Annotated in this window: 15 protein-coding genes; 7 read left to right on the top strand and 8 right to left on the bottom strand. The window is 61.1% G+C overall.

Translation table 11 applies throughout. The features are described from left to right. Positions 1 to 702: 702 nt before the first annotated feature. The 3 genes from LB536_RS26320 to LB536_RS26310 form a co-directional block, all read right to left on the bottom strand. Positions 703 to 930, bottom strand: a complete 228-nt coding sequence (locus LB536_RS26320) for a hypothetical protein (RefSeq protein WP_181178809.1) — start codon at positions 928 to 930, stop codon at positions 703 to 705. Between the two features lie 158 nt (positions 931 to 1,088). Further along, positions 1,089 to 1,589 (bottom strand): diguanylate cyclase, encoded by a 501-nt coding sequence (locus LB536_RS26315; RefSeq protein WP_224597725.1) that lies wholly within the window; start codon positions 1,587 to 1,589, stop codon positions 1,089 to 1,091. A gap of 78 nt (positions 1,590 to 1,667) precedes the next feature. Beyond that, positions 1,668 to 1,886 carry a hypothetical protein gene (locus tag LB536_RS26310; RefSeq protein WP_140810119.1) on the bottom strand — a complete coding sequence of 73 codons (219 nt, stop codon included), beginning with the start codon at positions 1,884 to 1,886 and terminating at the stop codon, positions 1,668 to 1,670. A 206-nt stretch (positions 1,887 to 2,092) separates the two neighbouring features. Between LB536_RS26310 and LB536_RS26305 the strand changes: the two genes are divergently transcribed. After that, positions 2,093 to 4,393 carry an FdhF/YdeP family oxidoreductase gene (locus LB536_RS26305; RefSeq protein WP_140764733.1) on the top strand — a complete coding sequence of 767 codons (2,301 nt, stop codon included), beginning with the start codon at positions 2,093 to 2,095 and terminating at the stop codon, positions 4,391 to 4,393. A 108-nt stretch (positions 4,394 to 4,501) separates the two neighbouring features. On the opposite strand, the gene LB536_RS26300 is transcribed toward LB536_RS26305, so the two are convergent. The 4 genes from LB536_RS26300 to LB536_RS26285 form a co-directional block, all read right to left on the bottom strand. Next, positions 4,502 to 4,726: a hypothetical protein gene (locus LB536_RS26300; protein ID WP_140810116.1), complete on the bottom strand. Its 225-nt coding sequence runs from the start codon at positions 4,724 to 4,726 to the stop codon at positions 4,502 to 4,504. Continuing rightward, on the bottom strand, positions 4,723 to 4,989 hold the full coding sequence (locus tag LB536_RS26295; RefSeq protein ID WP_140764730.1) for a hypothetical protein: 267 nt from the start codon (positions 4,987 to 4,989) through the stop codon (positions 4,723 to 4,725). The genes LB536_RS26300 and LB536_RS26295 overlap by 4 nt, the downstream gene beginning before the upstream one ends. A 327-nt stretch (positions 4,990 to 5,316) precedes the next feature. Then, entirely contained in the window at positions 5,317 to 5,694 is a 378-nt protein-coding gene (locus tag LB536_RS26290; protein WP_140764726.1) for a response regulator, read from the bottom strand. After that, the gene (locus LB536_RS26285; RefSeq protein WP_224597723.1) at positions 5,691 to 8,801 is read right to left on the bottom strand and encodes a CheR family methyltransferase; all 3,111 of its coding nucleotides are present in this window, start codon (positions 8,799 to 8,801) and stop codon (positions 5,691 to 5,693) included. Before LB536_RS26285 ends, LB536_RS26290 begins: the two co-directional genes overlap by 4 nt. Before the next feature lie 82 nt (positions 8,802 to 8,883). On the opposite strand from LB536_RS26285, the gene LB536_RS26280 reads away from it, so the two are divergent. Together LB536_RS26280 and LB536_RS26275 are read left to right on the top strand one after the other, a co-directional pair. Then, positions 8,884 to 9,129 carry a hypothetical protein gene (locus LB536_RS26280; RefSeq protein WP_181178808.1) on the top strand — a complete coding sequence of 82 codons (246 nt, stop codon included), beginning with the start codon at positions 8,884 to 8,886 and terminating at the stop codon, positions 9,127 to 9,129. A 4-nt stretch (positions 9,130 to 9,133) separates the two neighbouring features. Continuing rightward, a complete protein-coding gene (locus LB536_RS26275) occupies positions 9,134 to 9,730 on the top strand; it encodes a response regulator (protein WP_224597721.1) in 597 nt (198 codons plus the stop codon). A gap of 121 nt (positions 9,731 to 9,851) precedes the next feature. Here the strand turns inward: LB536_RS26275 and LB536_RS26270 are convergent, their stop codons facing one another. After that, positions 9,852 to 10,124: a hypothetical protein gene (locus LB536_RS26270; RefSeq protein WP_140764717.1), complete on the bottom strand. Its 273-nt coding sequence runs from the start codon at positions 10,122 to 10,124 to the stop codon at positions 9,852 to 9,854. 213 nt (positions 10,125 to 10,337) lie between these two features. On the opposite strand from LB536_RS26270, the gene LB536_RS26265 reads away from it, so the two are divergent. From LB536_RS26265 to LB536_RS26250, 4 genes are read left to right on the top strand one after another with little or no spacing between them, the layout of a single operon-like run. Then, positions 10,338 to 11,444, top strand: coding sequence for an NAD-dependent epimerase/dehydratase family protein (locus tag LB536_RS26265; RefSeq protein ID WP_140764714.1), 1,107 nt, complete (start codon positions 10,338 to 10,340; stop codon positions 11,442 to 11,444). Then, the gene (locus LB536_RS26260) at positions 11,441 to 12,520 is read left to right on the top strand and encodes an NAD-dependent epimerase/dehydratase family protein (RefSeq protein WP_140764711.1); all 1,080 of its coding nucleotides are present in this window, start codon (positions 11,441 to 11,443) and stop codon (positions 12,518 to 12,520) included. Before LB536_RS26265 ends, LB536_RS26260 begins: the two co-directional genes overlap by 4 nt. Next, positions 12,517 to 13,809 carry a TIGR04295 family B12-binding domain-containing radical SAM protein gene (locus LB536_RS26255; protein ID WP_140810113.1) on the top strand — a complete coding sequence of 431 codons (1,293 nt, stop codon included), beginning with the start codon at positions 12,517 to 12,519 and terminating at the stop codon, positions 13,807 to 13,809. Before LB536_RS26260 ends, LB536_RS26255 begins: the two co-directional genes overlap by 4 nt. After that, the gene (locus LB536_RS26250) at positions 13,794 to 14,894 is read left to right on the top strand and encodes a glycosyltransferase family 4 protein (protein ID WP_224597719.1); all 1,101 of its coding nucleotides are present in this window, start codon (positions 13,794 to 13,796) and stop codon (positions 14,892 to 14,894) included. Before LB536_RS26255 ends, LB536_RS26250 begins: the two co-directional genes overlap by 16 nt. The last annotated feature ends 2 nt before the right edge of the window (positions 14,895 to 14,896 follow it).

The raw sequence follows: 14,896 nt of genomic DNA, 5'->3' as shown, positions 1-14,896 counted from the left end.
TGCGGCTTCTCATCACAGCACTCCAAAGCCGCCCCAGATCCAGCGCAGCCTGACCCACTTCATTGTTCACGGACGACGAATTGCGCGGCGCACGGGCAATGCTTGTTGGGGTGTCTACAATTACTGGGCGCCGGACGGCCATTGGGGCAGCGGAGCCAGGCCGCGGTTGAACTGCTTCCATCACATGGACTCATCTATCACGCAGCAGGCACGAAGCATGGCGTGGGCCCGCCGAAGCGAGACCAGATAGCACTATCCTAGCAGAAGCATTGTGCGAACCGAACCGCGGCTCGGCAGCAATTGGCCGCTTTTGTTCATTGCAGCCGTCGTTTGGTGGCGGCCGTGGTGTTCCTGGCTGGTAGCATGCTGCGCTGAAAATCCAGGACGATGCGCGGCCGAGGCCGCCGTTCGTGATCGTTGCTCGACCGGACCTGAACACGACCATCCCGTCGAAACGCCCAGACCAACGGCCACCGGTAATCTAATCCAGCCTTAGATGACGGCCACCGAAGGCCAAAGCCGGCACTTGATGCGCCACAAGAACAGTCTCCCCACGACCGAAGCAAATCATAAGTTGATCTGGAGTGCGCCGCATGCCGGTCAATCGAACGCCGCGCGGGCGCGGATGGCGAGAAATGGAACGTGGCAAAGGGAGCAATGTCAGCCGACCCGAGCCTCATTCGATAGACCATGCCGGTTCGTTCAACCCTGCTCGCTCGCGCCTGCGGGATTCTCGATCCTGTATTCGTGGATTAGGCCGAGAACCTGACATCTTACCGCCTCGCGCGCTTCCGGCTGAATGAAGGGCATCAGCCGGTCGACGGTTTCGACGATCGCCCGCGGCAGATCCGCAACGGCATCGGTAAGCTCGCTGCCATGCTCATACATGTTGTCGGTCAGCTTCTTGTCCAGATCGGAAAGGATGCCCATCAGCACACTCCATGTCCGTGCTCTCACCCTCTGATAATGGCCAGCAAAGCGGAGATGTTCCGCGCAGGACGCGCCCAGACGGTTGCAGACGTCGTTTCCGATAGGCGCGTCACCGCAATGTCGTCTGGCCCGGGTCGTGTCGTCCGGCTTTCGGCGGGTCAGCCTGCCGGCATTGGCACGGAACCCCTGACGAATTCTTCCAGGTAAGGCAGCAATTCGAAAAGCAGGATCACGACCATCACGCAGACGATATAAGTCACCGGCAGCGGCTGCGATCTCCAGGCAAGATCAAAGCGTGCGGTTTGCCGTCCTGTCCCGAACAGTGCAAGCAACGTCCCCAATGGAGGGAGACGACGCTGACCAGCCCCATTTACGGTGCGCGCCGTTGTGGCGTAGCGCACATCCCAGATCGCCGTCGCCTCGTGAATGAAGAAGGTGACGATCATGACGGCTACGACGAGGGCGTTCACATCGAGGAACATGGCGGCAAGCAGTGGCACGCCGACCTCGGCGAACATCACGAGATGGATCAGCGATTCCTTGGCGCCCGCGGTCGACTCGATATGCGACGCGCGATGGCAGAGCCAGTCGGCAAAACCGGCGACCAACCAGACGGGGAGAAGAAAATACATCAGGATCAGAACGGAGGGATCTGACACACAACGCCCTCTCGTCTGAGTTCATATGAAAGATAGCGTCCCTGCTGAGCCAAGCTGCTGTTGCTAGAAAGCCGTCAATCACTGCTGCCCCGGCATTTCTGTATTTTCCTTGGGATTTTTCTGGATGCCCGCGGCCGGTGAGGTATCCGCCGGAGCGTTACCCCCCTGGTTCTGCTCAGGCGCTCGTTTCAGGGGCGAGGTGCGCCAGCCCATATCAACGTAATGAAAGCCGATCAGGAATCCGACGATAATGACGGCGGCTATCACCAGCGAAATTACCGCGTTGCGTCGCTCCATCGCGCTGCTCCCTTCCCTTGCCGAACAGCCCAAAATAGTTCCACAGCAGGTGCGAACCGATGCCGAGACACCGGTGGTCGCCCGTACTGGCCTGGCAAGCGAGGATTGAGGGCGGCCAGATTGCACCAGCGACGTTCGTTTCGCACAGTCGGGAACAATCAAGCAGGGGCGAGGTTTGGTAATGGCTTTCGCAAGGACGACCCGCGATGAAACCCGCCGTTACCGATCGTGTCGAAATCAAGAAATACGACCACCCGACGGGCGGGTGGGGATCCCTGTCCTCCCTGATCCGCAAGGCATATGGCGAAGGCCTGCTGATGTCTGGGATATGGAGCACGCTGCTCAAGCAGAACAAGGCGGACGGCTACATGTGCGTTTCCTGCTCATGGGCCAAGCCAGCGGAGCCGCGACCCTTCGAGTTTTGCGAAAATGGCGCCAAGGCCACCATGTGGGATCAGACGAAGCTGCGCTGCGGCCCCGACTTCTTCGCACGACATTCGGTCACCGAACTGCTCGATTGGCCGGATCGCGACCTGGAAAAGCAAGGCAGGCTCACCGATCCGCTGCGCTACAACGCTGTCAACGACCGCTATGAGCCGATCTCCTGGGATGAAGCCTTTGCCGAGATCGGCATGGAACTTCGGCGGCTCGATCCGAAGTCGGTCGTCTTCTACACATCGGGCCGGGCCTCGCTCGAAGCTTCGTTCATGTATCAGCTCTTCGCCCGCATCTACGGTTCGTCGAATCTGCCCGACTCTTCCAACATGTGTCACGAATCAACCTCGGTCGGGCTTCCCGAGTCGATCGGCTCGCCGGTTGGGACCGTGCAGCTCGAAGACTTTTCCAAATGCGACATGATGTTCTTCTTCGGCCACAACACCGGCGTGACGGCGCCGCGGCTGTTGCACCCGCTGCAGGAGGCTCGCCAGCGTGACGTGCCGGTGTTCACATTCAACCCCTTGCCGGAGCGAGGGCTTAGGCGTTTCAAGAATCCGCAGGACCCCGTCGAAATGTTGTCGCCAAGCCCCGGCACCAAGATGTCCAGCGACTTCTTCCAGGTCCGCAGCGGCGGCGACATTGCAGCGATGACCGGGATTGCCAAGGCGGTGCTGGCACTCGACGACGCGGCTCGGGAGAATGGAAATTTGCGCGTCCTCGATGTCGAGTTCGTCGCTGAACACACGCACGGTTTTGCTGATTTCGAAGCCTATTTACGCGCTGCCAAGTGGGACGACATCGTCACACGGTCGGGCATCGCGCGAGCGGATCTGGAGCATGTGGCAGAAGTCTACGGCCGCTCCAATGCGGTGATCGGCAATTATGGGATGGGTCTGACGCAGCACAGGCACGGCACCGAGAACGTCCAGATGCTGTGCAACCTGCTGCTGATGCGCGGCAACATGGGAAAACCCGGCGCCGGCATTTCGCCGCTACGTGGTCACTCCAACGTCCAGGGCCAGCGCACCGTCGGCATATCTGAAAAGCCTGAGCTCGTTCCGCTCGACAAATTCGCCGAATTCTATGCTTTCGAGCCTCCGCGTGAAAAGGGCCTCGATACGGTCGAGACCTGCGAAGGTGTCATTGCTGGCTCGGTGAAGGGCTTTGTCGGCCTAGGCGGCAATTTCGTGCGCGCCGTGCCCGAAACCGGCCTGGTCGAGAAGGCTTGGCGGCGATTAGGCCTGCATGTCGAAATCGCGACCAAACTCAACCGCAGTCATCTCATCCCTGGGGCGGTAACTTATCTGTTGCCCTGCCTGTCGCGGCTGGAGAGAGACCGGCAGGCAAGCGGCGATCAAACCGTTTCCATGGAGGATTCCACCGCCTGTATCCATGGCTCGTTTGGATCACGCCCGCCAGCTTCGCCAAATCTGCTTTCAGAGCCGAAGATCGTCGCCGAGCTGGCCAAGGCCACCGTGCCGGGCTCGAGTTCAATCCCTTGGGACGAGTGGGTTGCCGACTACTCGCGCATTCGCGACGAGATCGAGCGCTGCTTCCCCCAACATTTTCGCCAGTTCAACAAACGGTTCCTGGCGCCTGGAGGCTTTCATCGCGACATCAAGGCATCGAAACGAGTTTGGGAGACGCCGAATAAGAAGGCCAATTTCAAGCTGCCGACGACGCTCGAGACGAACCCCGACATCGATATATCGGGGCGCAAGGTCCTGACGCTGATGACGGTGCGTTCCAATGACCAGTTCAACACAACCGTCTACGGTTATGATGACAGGCTGCGCGGCATCCATGGCACACGCATGGTCTTGCTGATGAACGAGGCCGACATCCAGCGGTTCGGGTTGAGCGCGGGGCAGCAGGTCGATCTCGAAACCCATGCAGATGACGGCGTGGAGCGGCGCGTGCGTGGCTTGCGCGTGACACCTTATTCCGTGCCTCAAGGCAACTGCGCCGGCTATTATCCAGAGCTCAATCCCCTGGTGCCGCTCTGGCATCGCGCCAAGAAGGCTCACGTGCCGGCCGCGAAGTCGGTCCCGGTAAGAATTATCGGCTGATATATGACCGAGACCAGAGGGGCATCCCCTTTCCACCTCGCCCACCATTTTGGCTGGCGGCAAAATCCTGAACAGGCAGCGGCGTCAACCCTGACCGCCGGTTGACCCCTAACCGCCAGATCGCTTCGGCAATGCCGGCTGCTTGGGTTGCGTGCCCTGCTGGTCCCCGCCAGTACTGGACTGTGGCGTCGGATCGGTATCCGTCGTCGGGTTCTTGTCGACCGGCTGGCTGTTCATCGTATCTGTCTTGGATTTGACAGGGTCGGCATTGTCGTTGCAGCCCGCTAAGGCAAGGAACGCCGCGACCACACATATTGACAACGCCGCTCTCATGCCGGCTTTTCCTCGGTGAACTCGGCTGAAGCAGCCTCCAAGTGGCCTACGCGGTCGAACCGCACCGAAAGCCCCTGTTTGACCGCACTTCGGGCCAGCAGATGATCCAGTTCGGCATCTTCTATGGGGCTCCGAACCACCCGACGAATGGCCTTGCATGCCAGCTCGGTCGACACGAAATCATACCTTCTGCTTCTGGCGAGAACATATTGTTCAACCAGCATCTTCACGCGCCTGAGCGCGATTTCATCGGCATAATGCATTTGGTGGTTCCTCCTGCGCGCCGAACTGCCGAACGGGTAGGTTGTTCCACCTGGTTCAAAACATGACCGCTCCTCACGGAAAGCCCGCGCTTCCCGGCCGGGGAGTGCGCGGGCTGATCAGGTTGAGGGGAACCCGATCGTGCCGCGTCAATCGGGGGGAGCAATGACGCCACACGATACCGAACACCAATCGACGCCAGTTGTTCCACTTTGACGTCTTCGAGTTGTTCACCCCTGAACGGGAGATCCGCTTTTGGCCACGGTTCCAGAATGGCGAGATCGGTCCGTCCTTCGTAATCCGCTGGATTGATCACGACAGGCTTTAAATCACGACTGTTTCCTGGCTGCGCGAAGCGACGCGAGCTCCGCCACGGCGGTGAGGATGTCCGTTTCGCTTGCGGGCTTTGCCACGAATTTGCAGCTTCGAAACGGGGCTGGAACATCGCGCTCCCCAAATCCCGTTACGAAGGCAAACGGAGTGCCGCGGGCCAGCAAGACTTCCGCGACCGGCAGGCTCGTTTCAGCGTTGAGTTGAATATCCAGCAACGCCACGTCGACCTTGTCCGCCTCGACAAGTTGAAGCGCGGCGGCAACGGACGAAACAGGGCCGACCACCGGATAGCCCGCTGCACGCAGCTCAGACGCGACGTCCTCCGCGATCAGCCACTCGTCCTCGACCACCAGAACGCGCGATCTATCGCTCATGTCGCGTCCTTATGGTTTGCCGAAAAGGCGATCTGGATCTCGAGACCGTTCTTGCGGAAGGAGGTCTCGACATGGCCGCCGAGCCTGTAGCCGATTTCCCCCTTCAACAGGTTCAGGCCAAAGCCATCGTTCAACGGCTCATTGACGGGAGGGCCGTCCTTTTCGCGCCAGCCGAGCGTGAAACTGTCGCCATCCATCTCCCATTTGACGCCGATCCTGCCTTGGGGCTTGGACAAGGCGCCATGCTTGGCCGCATTGGTGGCCAGTTCGTGGATCGCCATACTGAGGGAAAGGCCCTGTTGCGGGCCGAGTTTTACGTCGTCGCCATCGAGGTCGATCCGTTCGATGCCGAACGGTTCGAGTTCCTGATGGAGCAATTCCTTGACCGAAGCCTCCTTCCACCTCTCGCGGGTCAGCAGTCCGTAGGCGCGGGACATGGCGTGCAGCCGACCGATCAGCGCGTCCACGAACTCTTCCTTCGTATCGGAACTGTCCCGCGTGCGGTTGGCAATGCTGGCGATCACCGCCAGCATATTCTTGACGCGATGGTTGAGCTCCGAGATGAGCACCTGCTGATGCTCTTCCGCCCGCGCCAGGGTGGTAACGTCGACCAGTGTCACCACGACGCCCTGTATCCTGTTGCCCTTGTCCCGATAGGGGTTGATACGGACCATGTGAAACAGACCCCTGGCATCGCGCGCAAGATGATGATCCAGGGTCTCGCCTGTCTCGAACACGTTGTCGATGTGCTGCTTCAACTCGGGATAATCGAGTTGGCTCGACAAATCAGTCAAAGGCCGGCCGACGTCGGAGGGGCGCAGGCTGAAGAAGGACGAAGCCGCCGGCGTGAAGGTCCGCACCACAAGACTGCGGTCGAGGAAAATGGTCGCGATGTCGGTGCTTTCGAACAGGTTCCGCAGATCGCTGTTGGCGTGATCGAGTTGTTCTATCTTGCTGGTCAACTCCGCATTGATCGTGTTGAGCTCTTCGTTGAGCGACTGCATCTCTTCCTTGGACGCTTCAAGTTCCTCATTGGTGGATTGCGACTCTTCATTGACGGAGACAAGTTCCTCGTTCGAGGATTTCACCTCTTCAAGGGCGGTCTCGTATTCCTCTATGGTGGATTGGAGACGCTCTCTTACATCGCGCAGTTCCCGCTCGAGATCGGCGGTGCTGTCGCTGTCACGACTTCCGCCGGCCTCATCGGATCGGGCCTGCGTCGGTCCCGACGGCTCGAAGAGGACAAGGTAAAGCGGCTCACCATTGCCCCGCTCGGCGAGCGGCTCGATCGTCAGCCTGATCGGTTGCACGCGTTCCTCGTCTTCCTCGACGGCGAGGTTTTCCCGCACGACCGTGCGGCGTGTCGTGGTCGCTTCCCTCAATGCGGCACGCAGGTCCAGCCGGAGCCCGCGGCGCGCCATCGTCAGCAACTGCCGGCTGGGGATACCTTGCGGCGCTTCGAGATACCTGCCGGTCCTCGCCGAATAGTAGACGACGTCGCCTTCGGCGTTGACGAGGACATGCGGCGGCGCGAACCGCTCCAGCACCTGCGCCTCGACAGCCTGACGCAGCGGATAGCCGACCGTTCCCTTCTTCAAGCCAGCGGTTTCGGCGGGAAAAACGCCGGAAGGAACATCGCCGATCAGGGCCGGCAGCCTGATGTGCGGCGAGACATGCTCCCGTGCCTGGAAGAGGCGATGTTTTTTGTCGACGGTGGCAAACAGATTTTCGTGCTGCCCAACGCTCTCGGACGTGCCGAGGAAAAGATAACCCCCGGGCTTCAGCGAATAGTGAAAGACAGGAAGAACGCGGCTTTGAATGGCTGGGCCGAAATAGATCAGCAGGTTACGGCACGAAACCAGATCCATGCGCGAGAAGGGCGGATCGCGGATGACGCTATGTGGCGAGAAGATGCACAGTTCCCGGATTTCGTTGCTGAGGACGTAGCTTTCGCCATCGCCGTTGAAGAACCGCTGTTTGCGTTCGGGGGAAAGTCCTTGCATCAACGCTTCGGGATAGCGTGCCGCGCGCGCAACCGCCAGCGCCGGCTCGTCTATGTCGGTGGCGAAAATCTGGACGCGAGGCACGGCCGAAAGCGTTTCCATGTGTTCCCGCAGCAAGATCCCGATGGAAAACACCTCTTCGCCCGTGGCGCAGCCGGGAACCCAGACCCTGACAGTATCGCTCGCCGTCTTGCCGTCGAACAGCCGCGGTATGATCTTTTGTTCGAGCAATTCGAAGGCGTCGGAATCGCGGAAGAAGTTGGTGACATTGATCAGCAGATCGCGAAACAGGTTCATCACCTCGCGAGGGTCCTTCTTCAGCCAATCGATATAGGCGCCGATGGACTGAATCTGGGCGATCTGCATGCGCCGCTTGATCCGGCGCAGGAATGTCTTGGTTTTATAACCTGAAAAGTCGTGGCCGGAGTGGCTGCGCAAGATCCCGTATATCTGTTCGCGGACCTGATCTAGGTCTGCCGCATGGACGTCCTCGTCACTCGCCAGCCCGTCCAGCGTGTCGAAGCCGCGGGCGTAAGCCACGAGCTTCGCCCCAATCTCCTCGGCGGGCACGGCGACGTCGATGAGCCCGCTGGCAATGGCGCTCTGCGGCATGTCGGGATTGCGCGGACCGTAGCCGTCAGCCGCTTGCGCGACGGTGAGCCCGCCTCGCTCCTTGATGGCCTTGACGCCCAAGGTTCCATCGGAATCACCGCCCGACAGAATGACGCCGACCGCGTATTCGCCCTGGTCGTCGGCCAGTGCGCTGAAGAAAATATCGACGGGTTTGCGCTCCTGGGTAAGCCCATTGGGCCGCCTCGGGTGCAAGACGCCATCCTCGATGACGAGAGTGACGTTTTCCGGCATCACATAGACGTGGTCCGGTTCGACAGCCACGCCGTCCTCGACCACCACCACGGGCATCTCGGTGTAGCGGTCGATAACCTCATGCAGCAGGCTGTTGCGCTTGGGGCTTAGATGCGTGATGACCACGAACGCCATGCCGGGCTGACTGGTGATGCCCTTGAACAGCCCTTCCATCGCGGGAATGCCACCCGCTGACGCGCCGACGCCGACGATGGGGAACTTGATGGATCGGGCTGTCACGGCATGTCCCTCTTTCACCGACCCGACATGATTCCCTCAAGATCGGTTCGGACAGGACACAACCATATAGCGCGCAGGCAGAATGGAACAAGGCAGCACGAATGACGTTGAACCCGACATCCATGGTGGTTCAATGACAAAACGCTTTGCTGGCCTGAAGCTCCTGGCACCTATGGCGCCAGGTTCGCCTCAATTAATCAAGTACCTCGATGCAGGGCCCGTCCCGGGTCGCATGCTGGTGCTTGCGAAACGATTGCAGGCGGCTCTGGATGATAGAAAATGGAAAGCAGCTTCTCTGCATCCTAAACTCCCTTCGAAGAAAGGATGACGACGTGCGCGATCTGCGGGGATTGCATATTCTGATTGTCGAAGACGAATGGGCGATGGCGGGAGATCTCGCACGGTTTTTCGGCAACATGGGCGCCATCATCCTCGGACCCGCGGCAACCGTGGAGCAGGCGGCCGAACATACCGACCAAGCCGAAGCTGCGATCCTTGACATCAATCTCAACGGCCGACACGTGTTTCCGATCGCGGACAAGTTGATGCACCGTGGCATCCCGTTCGTGTTCTTCAGCGGCGACAACGACATCGCCATTCCGGAACGTCTTCGCTACGCCAGCAATTTGCGAAAATCCTCGGGCAGCAAGGCCGTGTTCAACGCCCTTTTTCCAGCGCAGGGGTCGGAACAAGCGGACATCGCCTTGCCCCCTTCGCCAGAAGACGTCTTTAGCCTTTTGCCCAAACTGCGCCTCGCGGCGCGTCTTCTGCTGGGAGACGTCAACGCATCGGACCGGCTCGTCGAGAGAGTACTCGAGCAAGCCATCCGGGACATCGACCAAAGGCAGCTTGGCCAGTCCACTGAAAACTGGCTCAACGACATCATGCGAGAGGTGGCGAAAGCCCGCGGCGCAAAGCTCATGCATTGAATTTTATCCTCCGAGCCCGAGGCTAAGTCGCTCCCTTGGGGTTGCAAATGGAGCCGTCGATTGTTCCAGCGAATTCCAAGATTTTCTGGAGTCCGGCTGGATCGCCCGCAGGCTGGCGTTCTCAACCCTTGCGCTCACGCTCGACGAATTTGTTGAAGCGGCTGGCTTTTCCGTCGCTGGTCTTGGCCTGATACAGGAACGCCAGATCATTCTCGTCGAATATCCGGAAGAACTCGTCCCAATCGACGGGGTCGAATGCTTCCTCGGGCTCGCCGAAGTCGATCCGCAGTATGCCGCCCTCGCCCTTGGTGCGAACCACCGCCGGCCGGCCCTGCCGCTCCTCGGCCCATTTGCGAATTTCGTCGTGATTGGTGGTCGTCTGAGACTGCGACATTGAAATCTCCCTTGATGATTGGCTTCGCCGTAGCGGCGTCATGGCGGCCTCGAGCGCCCTAACAGTATTGCGGCGCCAATGTTCCACCATATGGGCCGATGGCGATGCGCTCGCTTCCGCCGACGCCCGCGAAGGGAACTTTGTTGAAGCACAGGGAACAAACCTTTTGCCGAAAAGTTCGGGGCGCCGAGGTCACTTGTCCGAGGAGTCGTCGTGAAACGCATATTGGTTACAGGAGGCTGCGGCTTCATTGGCCGCCACGTCACACAAGAACTCATCACTCAGGATTATTCCGTTCGCATTCTCGATGCCCTGCTGGAGCAGGTGCATGCGGGCGAAGCGGTCGCGCTTCCGCGCGGAGCCGAACTGCTCAAGGGCGACATCCGCGACCGCGAGGTCGTCGCCGAAGCGCTGAAAGGCGTCGACGCGGTCATTCATCTGGCGTCGGAAGTCGGCGTCGGACAATCGATGTACGAGATAACGCGTTATGTCGGCACCAACGATCTCGGCACGGCTACCTTGCTCGAGGCGTTGATCAAACACCCGGTCGAGCGGATCGTCGTCGCCTCCTCGATGAGCGTCTATGGCGAGGGCCTCTATGTCACGCCTCACGGCCGGCGCATCAATAACGCCCGGCGCAAGGCGAGCGATATCAAAAGCGGACAGTGGAATCCGCTGTCGCCGGAAGGCGAACCCCTTTCGCCGGTGCCGACGGACGAGGAAAAGCCGGTCGATCTCGCCTCGATCTATGCGCTGACGAAATACGCCCAGGAGCGCGCCGTGCTGATCTTCGGCGAAGCGTACGGCATCGATGCGGTCGCGCTGCGCCTGTTCAATGTTTTCGGAGCCGGCCAGGCGCTATCAAATCCCTATACCGGCGTGCTGGCCAACTTCGCTTCACGTCTCGCCAATGGGCAACGGCCGATGATCTTCGAGGATGGCGAACAGAAGCGCGATTTCGTTCATGTGCAGGACGTCGCCCGCGCCTTCCGCCTTGCGCTGCAGCAACGTCAGGCAAAGGGCCACGTCATCAACATCGGCAGCGGGCGGGCCTATGCGATCAGCGAAGTCGCACGTTTGCTGGCCGAGGCCATGGGAACCCCGAGCCGTTCGCCCGAGCTGCTCGGCAAGGCGCGCTCCGGCGACATACGCAACTGCTTCGCCGATATTTCCAAAGCACGTGAGCTGCTCGGTTTCGAACCGGGGCGCCGATTGGAGAATTCTCTCGGGGATTTCGTCTCCTGGGTACGCAACACGGTCGCTGTCGACCGCGGCGCCGAAATGAAGCGCGAGCTCGAAGATCGCGGGTTGGTGTCATGAGCCCGGGCGCACGCGACCGTCGCGAAGCGCCGGTCGCCATCGTCGGCGGCAGCGGCTTCATAGGATCAAACCTGGCCGACAGCCTGCTGTCGGATGGCGAGCCAGTGCTGGTGGTCGACAATTTCAGTCGTCCCGGCGTCGAACAGAACCTTGAATGGCTGGCCCGGAAACATGGCGACCGCCTTACCGTCGAAACCGTCGATGTGCGGGACGCCAATACCCTGGCGCCCGTTTTGATGAGATCCAGGGCGATCTTCCATCTGGCCGCGCAAACGGCCGTCACCACGAGCCTGGTCCGGCCGGACGAGGATTTCGACATCAACCTCCGGGGAACGTTCAACGTGCTGGAAGCGGCGCGACTGAGTGGTGAGCGCATCCCGGTGATTTTCGCCAGCACCAACAAGGTCTATGGCAGCCTCCCCGATGTCACGGTTCGCGAGGACGGCGACCGCTACATAGCTTGCGACAGCGCCATCCAGGCCGGCGGCATCGATGAGACCCGAGGTCTGGATTTCTGCACCCCCTATGGCTGCTCCAAGGGCGCGGCGGACCAGTATGTGCTCGATTATGCCAAATCATACGGCATGCAGACGGCGGTGCTGCGGATGAGTTGCATCTACGGTCCGCGCCAGTTTGGAACCGAGGACCAGGGCTGGGTGGCGCACTTCCTGCTCAGTGCCCTGGCGGGACGGCCAATCACCATCTATGGCGACGGCAGGCAGGTGCGCGACATCCTGTACGTCGCCGATGCGGTCGCCGCCTACAGGGCCGTGCTGGACCATATCGACATCACCAATGGCCAGGCATTCAATCTTGGCGGCGGACCAGAAAATGCGCTCAGCCTGCGTATGCTGTTGAGCGAGATCGGCGGCCTGACCGGCCGTGAGCTTTCGATCCGCCACGATGGAGAGCGGACCGGCGACCAGCCCTTCTTCGTCGCCGATACCCGCAAAATCGAGACCGCGCTTGGCTGGAAGGCACACGTCGCGTGGCGCGAGGGCATTCGCCATCTCGCCGACTGGCTGCAGCGCCACCGGCTCGAGCCCCATTCCGAAGCCGTGAGGTGCGTCGCATGAGAATAGCCCTGGTCAACCCCTCCTGGACGTATGACGACAGCATCTATTTCGGCTGCCGCCAACCGCATCTGCCGCTGGAACTCGGCTATTCCAAAGCCCTGCTCGAAGCGGCCGGCCATGAGGTGCTGCTGTTGGACGGCCAGTTGCAGAAGCTCGACAACTCAGGGCTCTACGAACGTGTGGCTGATTTCGCGCCTGCGATGACGGTCGTCAGCACCGCGCCGACCTATCTGTTTTGGCGCTGCGCACCGCCGGAGTTGCGCGTGCCGGCCGATTTCCTCAATCGTCTCGCCGGGCGCGGCGGACGCACGGTCGCCGTCGGGCCGCATGGTTCGGCGACGCCGGCGCCGACCTTGCGCAAGCTAGGCGTCGACATTGTCGTGCGCGGCGAATGCGAGGAAGTCGTCGCCGACCTTGCCGGGCGCGACAATTGGAGCTTGGTCCCCTCGACCGCCTATCTGCGGGACGCCAAACTGGTTTCGAACGGCGGCGTCCATGCCAGTGCGTTTGTCGATCATCCGCCGCTGGAATGGCCATCCGACTGGATCGCCGCCCATTCGCATCACCATCACAGGTTCGATGACCAACAGCATGGGTTCGGCGCGGAGGTCGAGGCGTCACGCGGCTGTCCGTACAGTTGCAGCTTCTGCGCCAAGATCGATTTCCGCGATGCCTATCGCCGCCGCAGCCACGAAGCGGTGGTGAGCGAAATCGATCGGCTGATCGCCCAAGGTGTCGGCTACATCTACTTCATCGACGAAATCTTCCTCCCCCAAAAAGCGTTGCTGGAGGCATTGGTCGATCGCGACGTGAAATTCGGCGTACAGACCCGCATCGATCTTTGGAAACCCGAGCTGCTTGAATTGCTGGGCGCGGCCGGCTGCGTATCCATCGAAGCCGGGCTCGAAAGCCTGACGGTGGAAGGGCGCGCCATGCTGGCCAAGCGCTGCCGGCTGGGCACCGAGGAACTTGCCGCGCTGCTTGTCAAAGCCAGACGCCACGTTCCCTTCGTCCAGGCCAATCTGATCGGCGTGGTCGAGGACGATCCGGCACTTGTCGATCACTGGCGAACCCACCTGATCGACAATGGCGTGTGGGCCAATGAACCCGTCCCGCTTTATCCATATCCGAGTTCGCCCAGCTATCGCGAGCTTTGGGGCGAACCCGACGATCTCGCCTGGGAGCGCGCCCATGACCATTATCTCACATCGTTCCAGAAGTTCAGCGACATCCAGGAGAAGCGTCCGCGTCCGCTGGCGGAACTGGAGGCGGCATGTTGCGGACACTGAGGCCGCGCAAACGGCGCATCCTGATGACGGTCGACGCCATGGGCGGAGTATGGCGCTATGCGCTTGACCTCGGCCGGGAACTGGTCAATGGCGGCGACAGCATCGTGTTCGCCGGTCTGGGGCCGCAACCATCCAGGCAGCAGGCCGAGGAGGCGCGGACCTTCGCAACGCTGATCTGGTTGAACACGCCGCTCGATTGGATGACCCGCGACGCCGGCGATCTGGACGGCTTGCCGCGGGAGTTGCGTGCGCCGATGCGTGACCATGCCATCGACCTCGTGCACCTCAACGCGCCGACGGAGGCGGTGGGATTGGATGCGCCCTGCCCAGTCATAGTCGTTTCGCATTCATGCGTAACGACATGGTTCCATTCCGTCAGGGGACAGGCGTTGGACAGCGCATGGAGCTGGCAGAAAGAGTGCAACAGGCGCGGCTTCGAAAGGGCCGATGCGGTCATCGCGCCGAGCGGCAGTCATGCCCAGTTGCTTGAGACGTGCTATGGCCCGATCGCACGCCTCCACGTCGTCGGAAATGGCGCACGTCCGGTCCCGCACGTCGAACACCGCCAGCCGCTGGTCTTCGCCGCCGCCCGCTGGTGGGACGAGGGAAAGAACGTGGCGGCGGTCGACCAGGCCGCCTCCTTGACGCAATGGCCCATCTTTACAGCCGGTTCGATGCACGGCCCGAACGGCGAGCGTGCCACCGTCGACCACGCCGTTCCTCTCGGGGCACTGCCGTATGACGAGGTGCGCTCCTTGATGGCCCGCGCCGGCATTTTTGTATCGCCATCGCTCTACGAACCGTTCGGCCTGGCGGCGCTGGAAGCGGCTATGTCGGCAACGCCCCTGGTGCTCTCGGACATCCCGACCTATCGCGAATTATGGGACGGGGCCGCGATGTTCTTCGACGCGCGCGACCCGCATGATCTGGCTGCCTGCATCAATCGCCTTTCTAGCGATGCCGGGCACAGGGGGGAACTCGGTCAGGCAGCCCTCCGCCGCAGCCGCAGGTACACGCTGGCGAGGCAGGCAGTGGCCATGCGCGATGTCTACGAAAAGGCGGCGCTGGCCGTGGCTGAGCGCTGATC

It is taken from the genome of Mesorhizobium sp. ES1-3, from assembly GCF_020164795.1.
Classification (GTDB): Bacteria; Pseudomonadota; Alphaproteobacteria; order Rhizobiales; family Rhizobiaceae; genus Mesorhizobium.
This window is presented reverse-complemented; position numbering and strand designations above follow the sequence as displayed.

Coding starts and splice junctions, on each gene's coding strand:
- LB536_RS26320 (WP_181178809.1), bottom strand. CDS start 930: ATGGGCATCCTTTCCGATCTGGACAAGAAGCTGACCGACAACATGTAT.
- LB536_RS26310 (WP_140810119.1), bottom strand. CDS start 1,886: ATGGAGCGACGCAACGCGGTAATTTCGCTGGTGATAGCCGCCGTCATT.
- LB536_RS26305 (WP_140764733.1), top strand. CDS start 2,093: ATGAAACCCGCCGTTACCGATCGTGTCGAAATCAAGAAATACGACCAC.
- LB536_RS26300 (WP_140810116.1), bottom strand. CDS start 4,726: ATGAGAGCGGCGTTGTCAATATGTGTGGTCGCGGCGTTCCTTGCCTTA.
- LB536_RS26295 (WP_140764730.1), bottom strand. CDS start 4,989: ATGCATTATGCCGATGAAATCGCGCTCAGGCGCGTGAAGATGCTGGTT.
- LB536_RS26290 (WP_140764726.1), bottom strand. CDS start 5,694: ATGAGCGATAGATCGCGCGTTCTGGTGGTCGAGGACGAGTGGCTGATC.
- LB536_RS26280 (WP_181178808.1), top strand. CDS start 8,884: ATGGAACAAGGCAGCACGAATGACGTTGAACCCGACATCCATGGTGGT.
- LB536_RS26270 (WP_140764717.1), bottom strand. CDS start 10,124: ATGTCGCAGTCTCAGACGACCACCAATCACGACGAAATTCGCAAATGG.
- LB536_RS26260 (WP_140764711.1), top strand. CDS start 11,441: ATGAGCCCGGGCGCACGCGACCGTCGCGAAGCGCCGGTCGCCATCGTC.
- LB536_RS26255 (WP_140810113.1), top strand. CDS start 12,517: ATGAGAATAGCCCTGGTCAACCCCTCCTGGACGTATGACGACAGCATC.
- LB536_RS26250 (WP_224597719.1), top strand. CDS start 13,794: ATGTTGCGGACACTGAGGCCGCGCAAACGGCGCATCCTGATGACGGTC.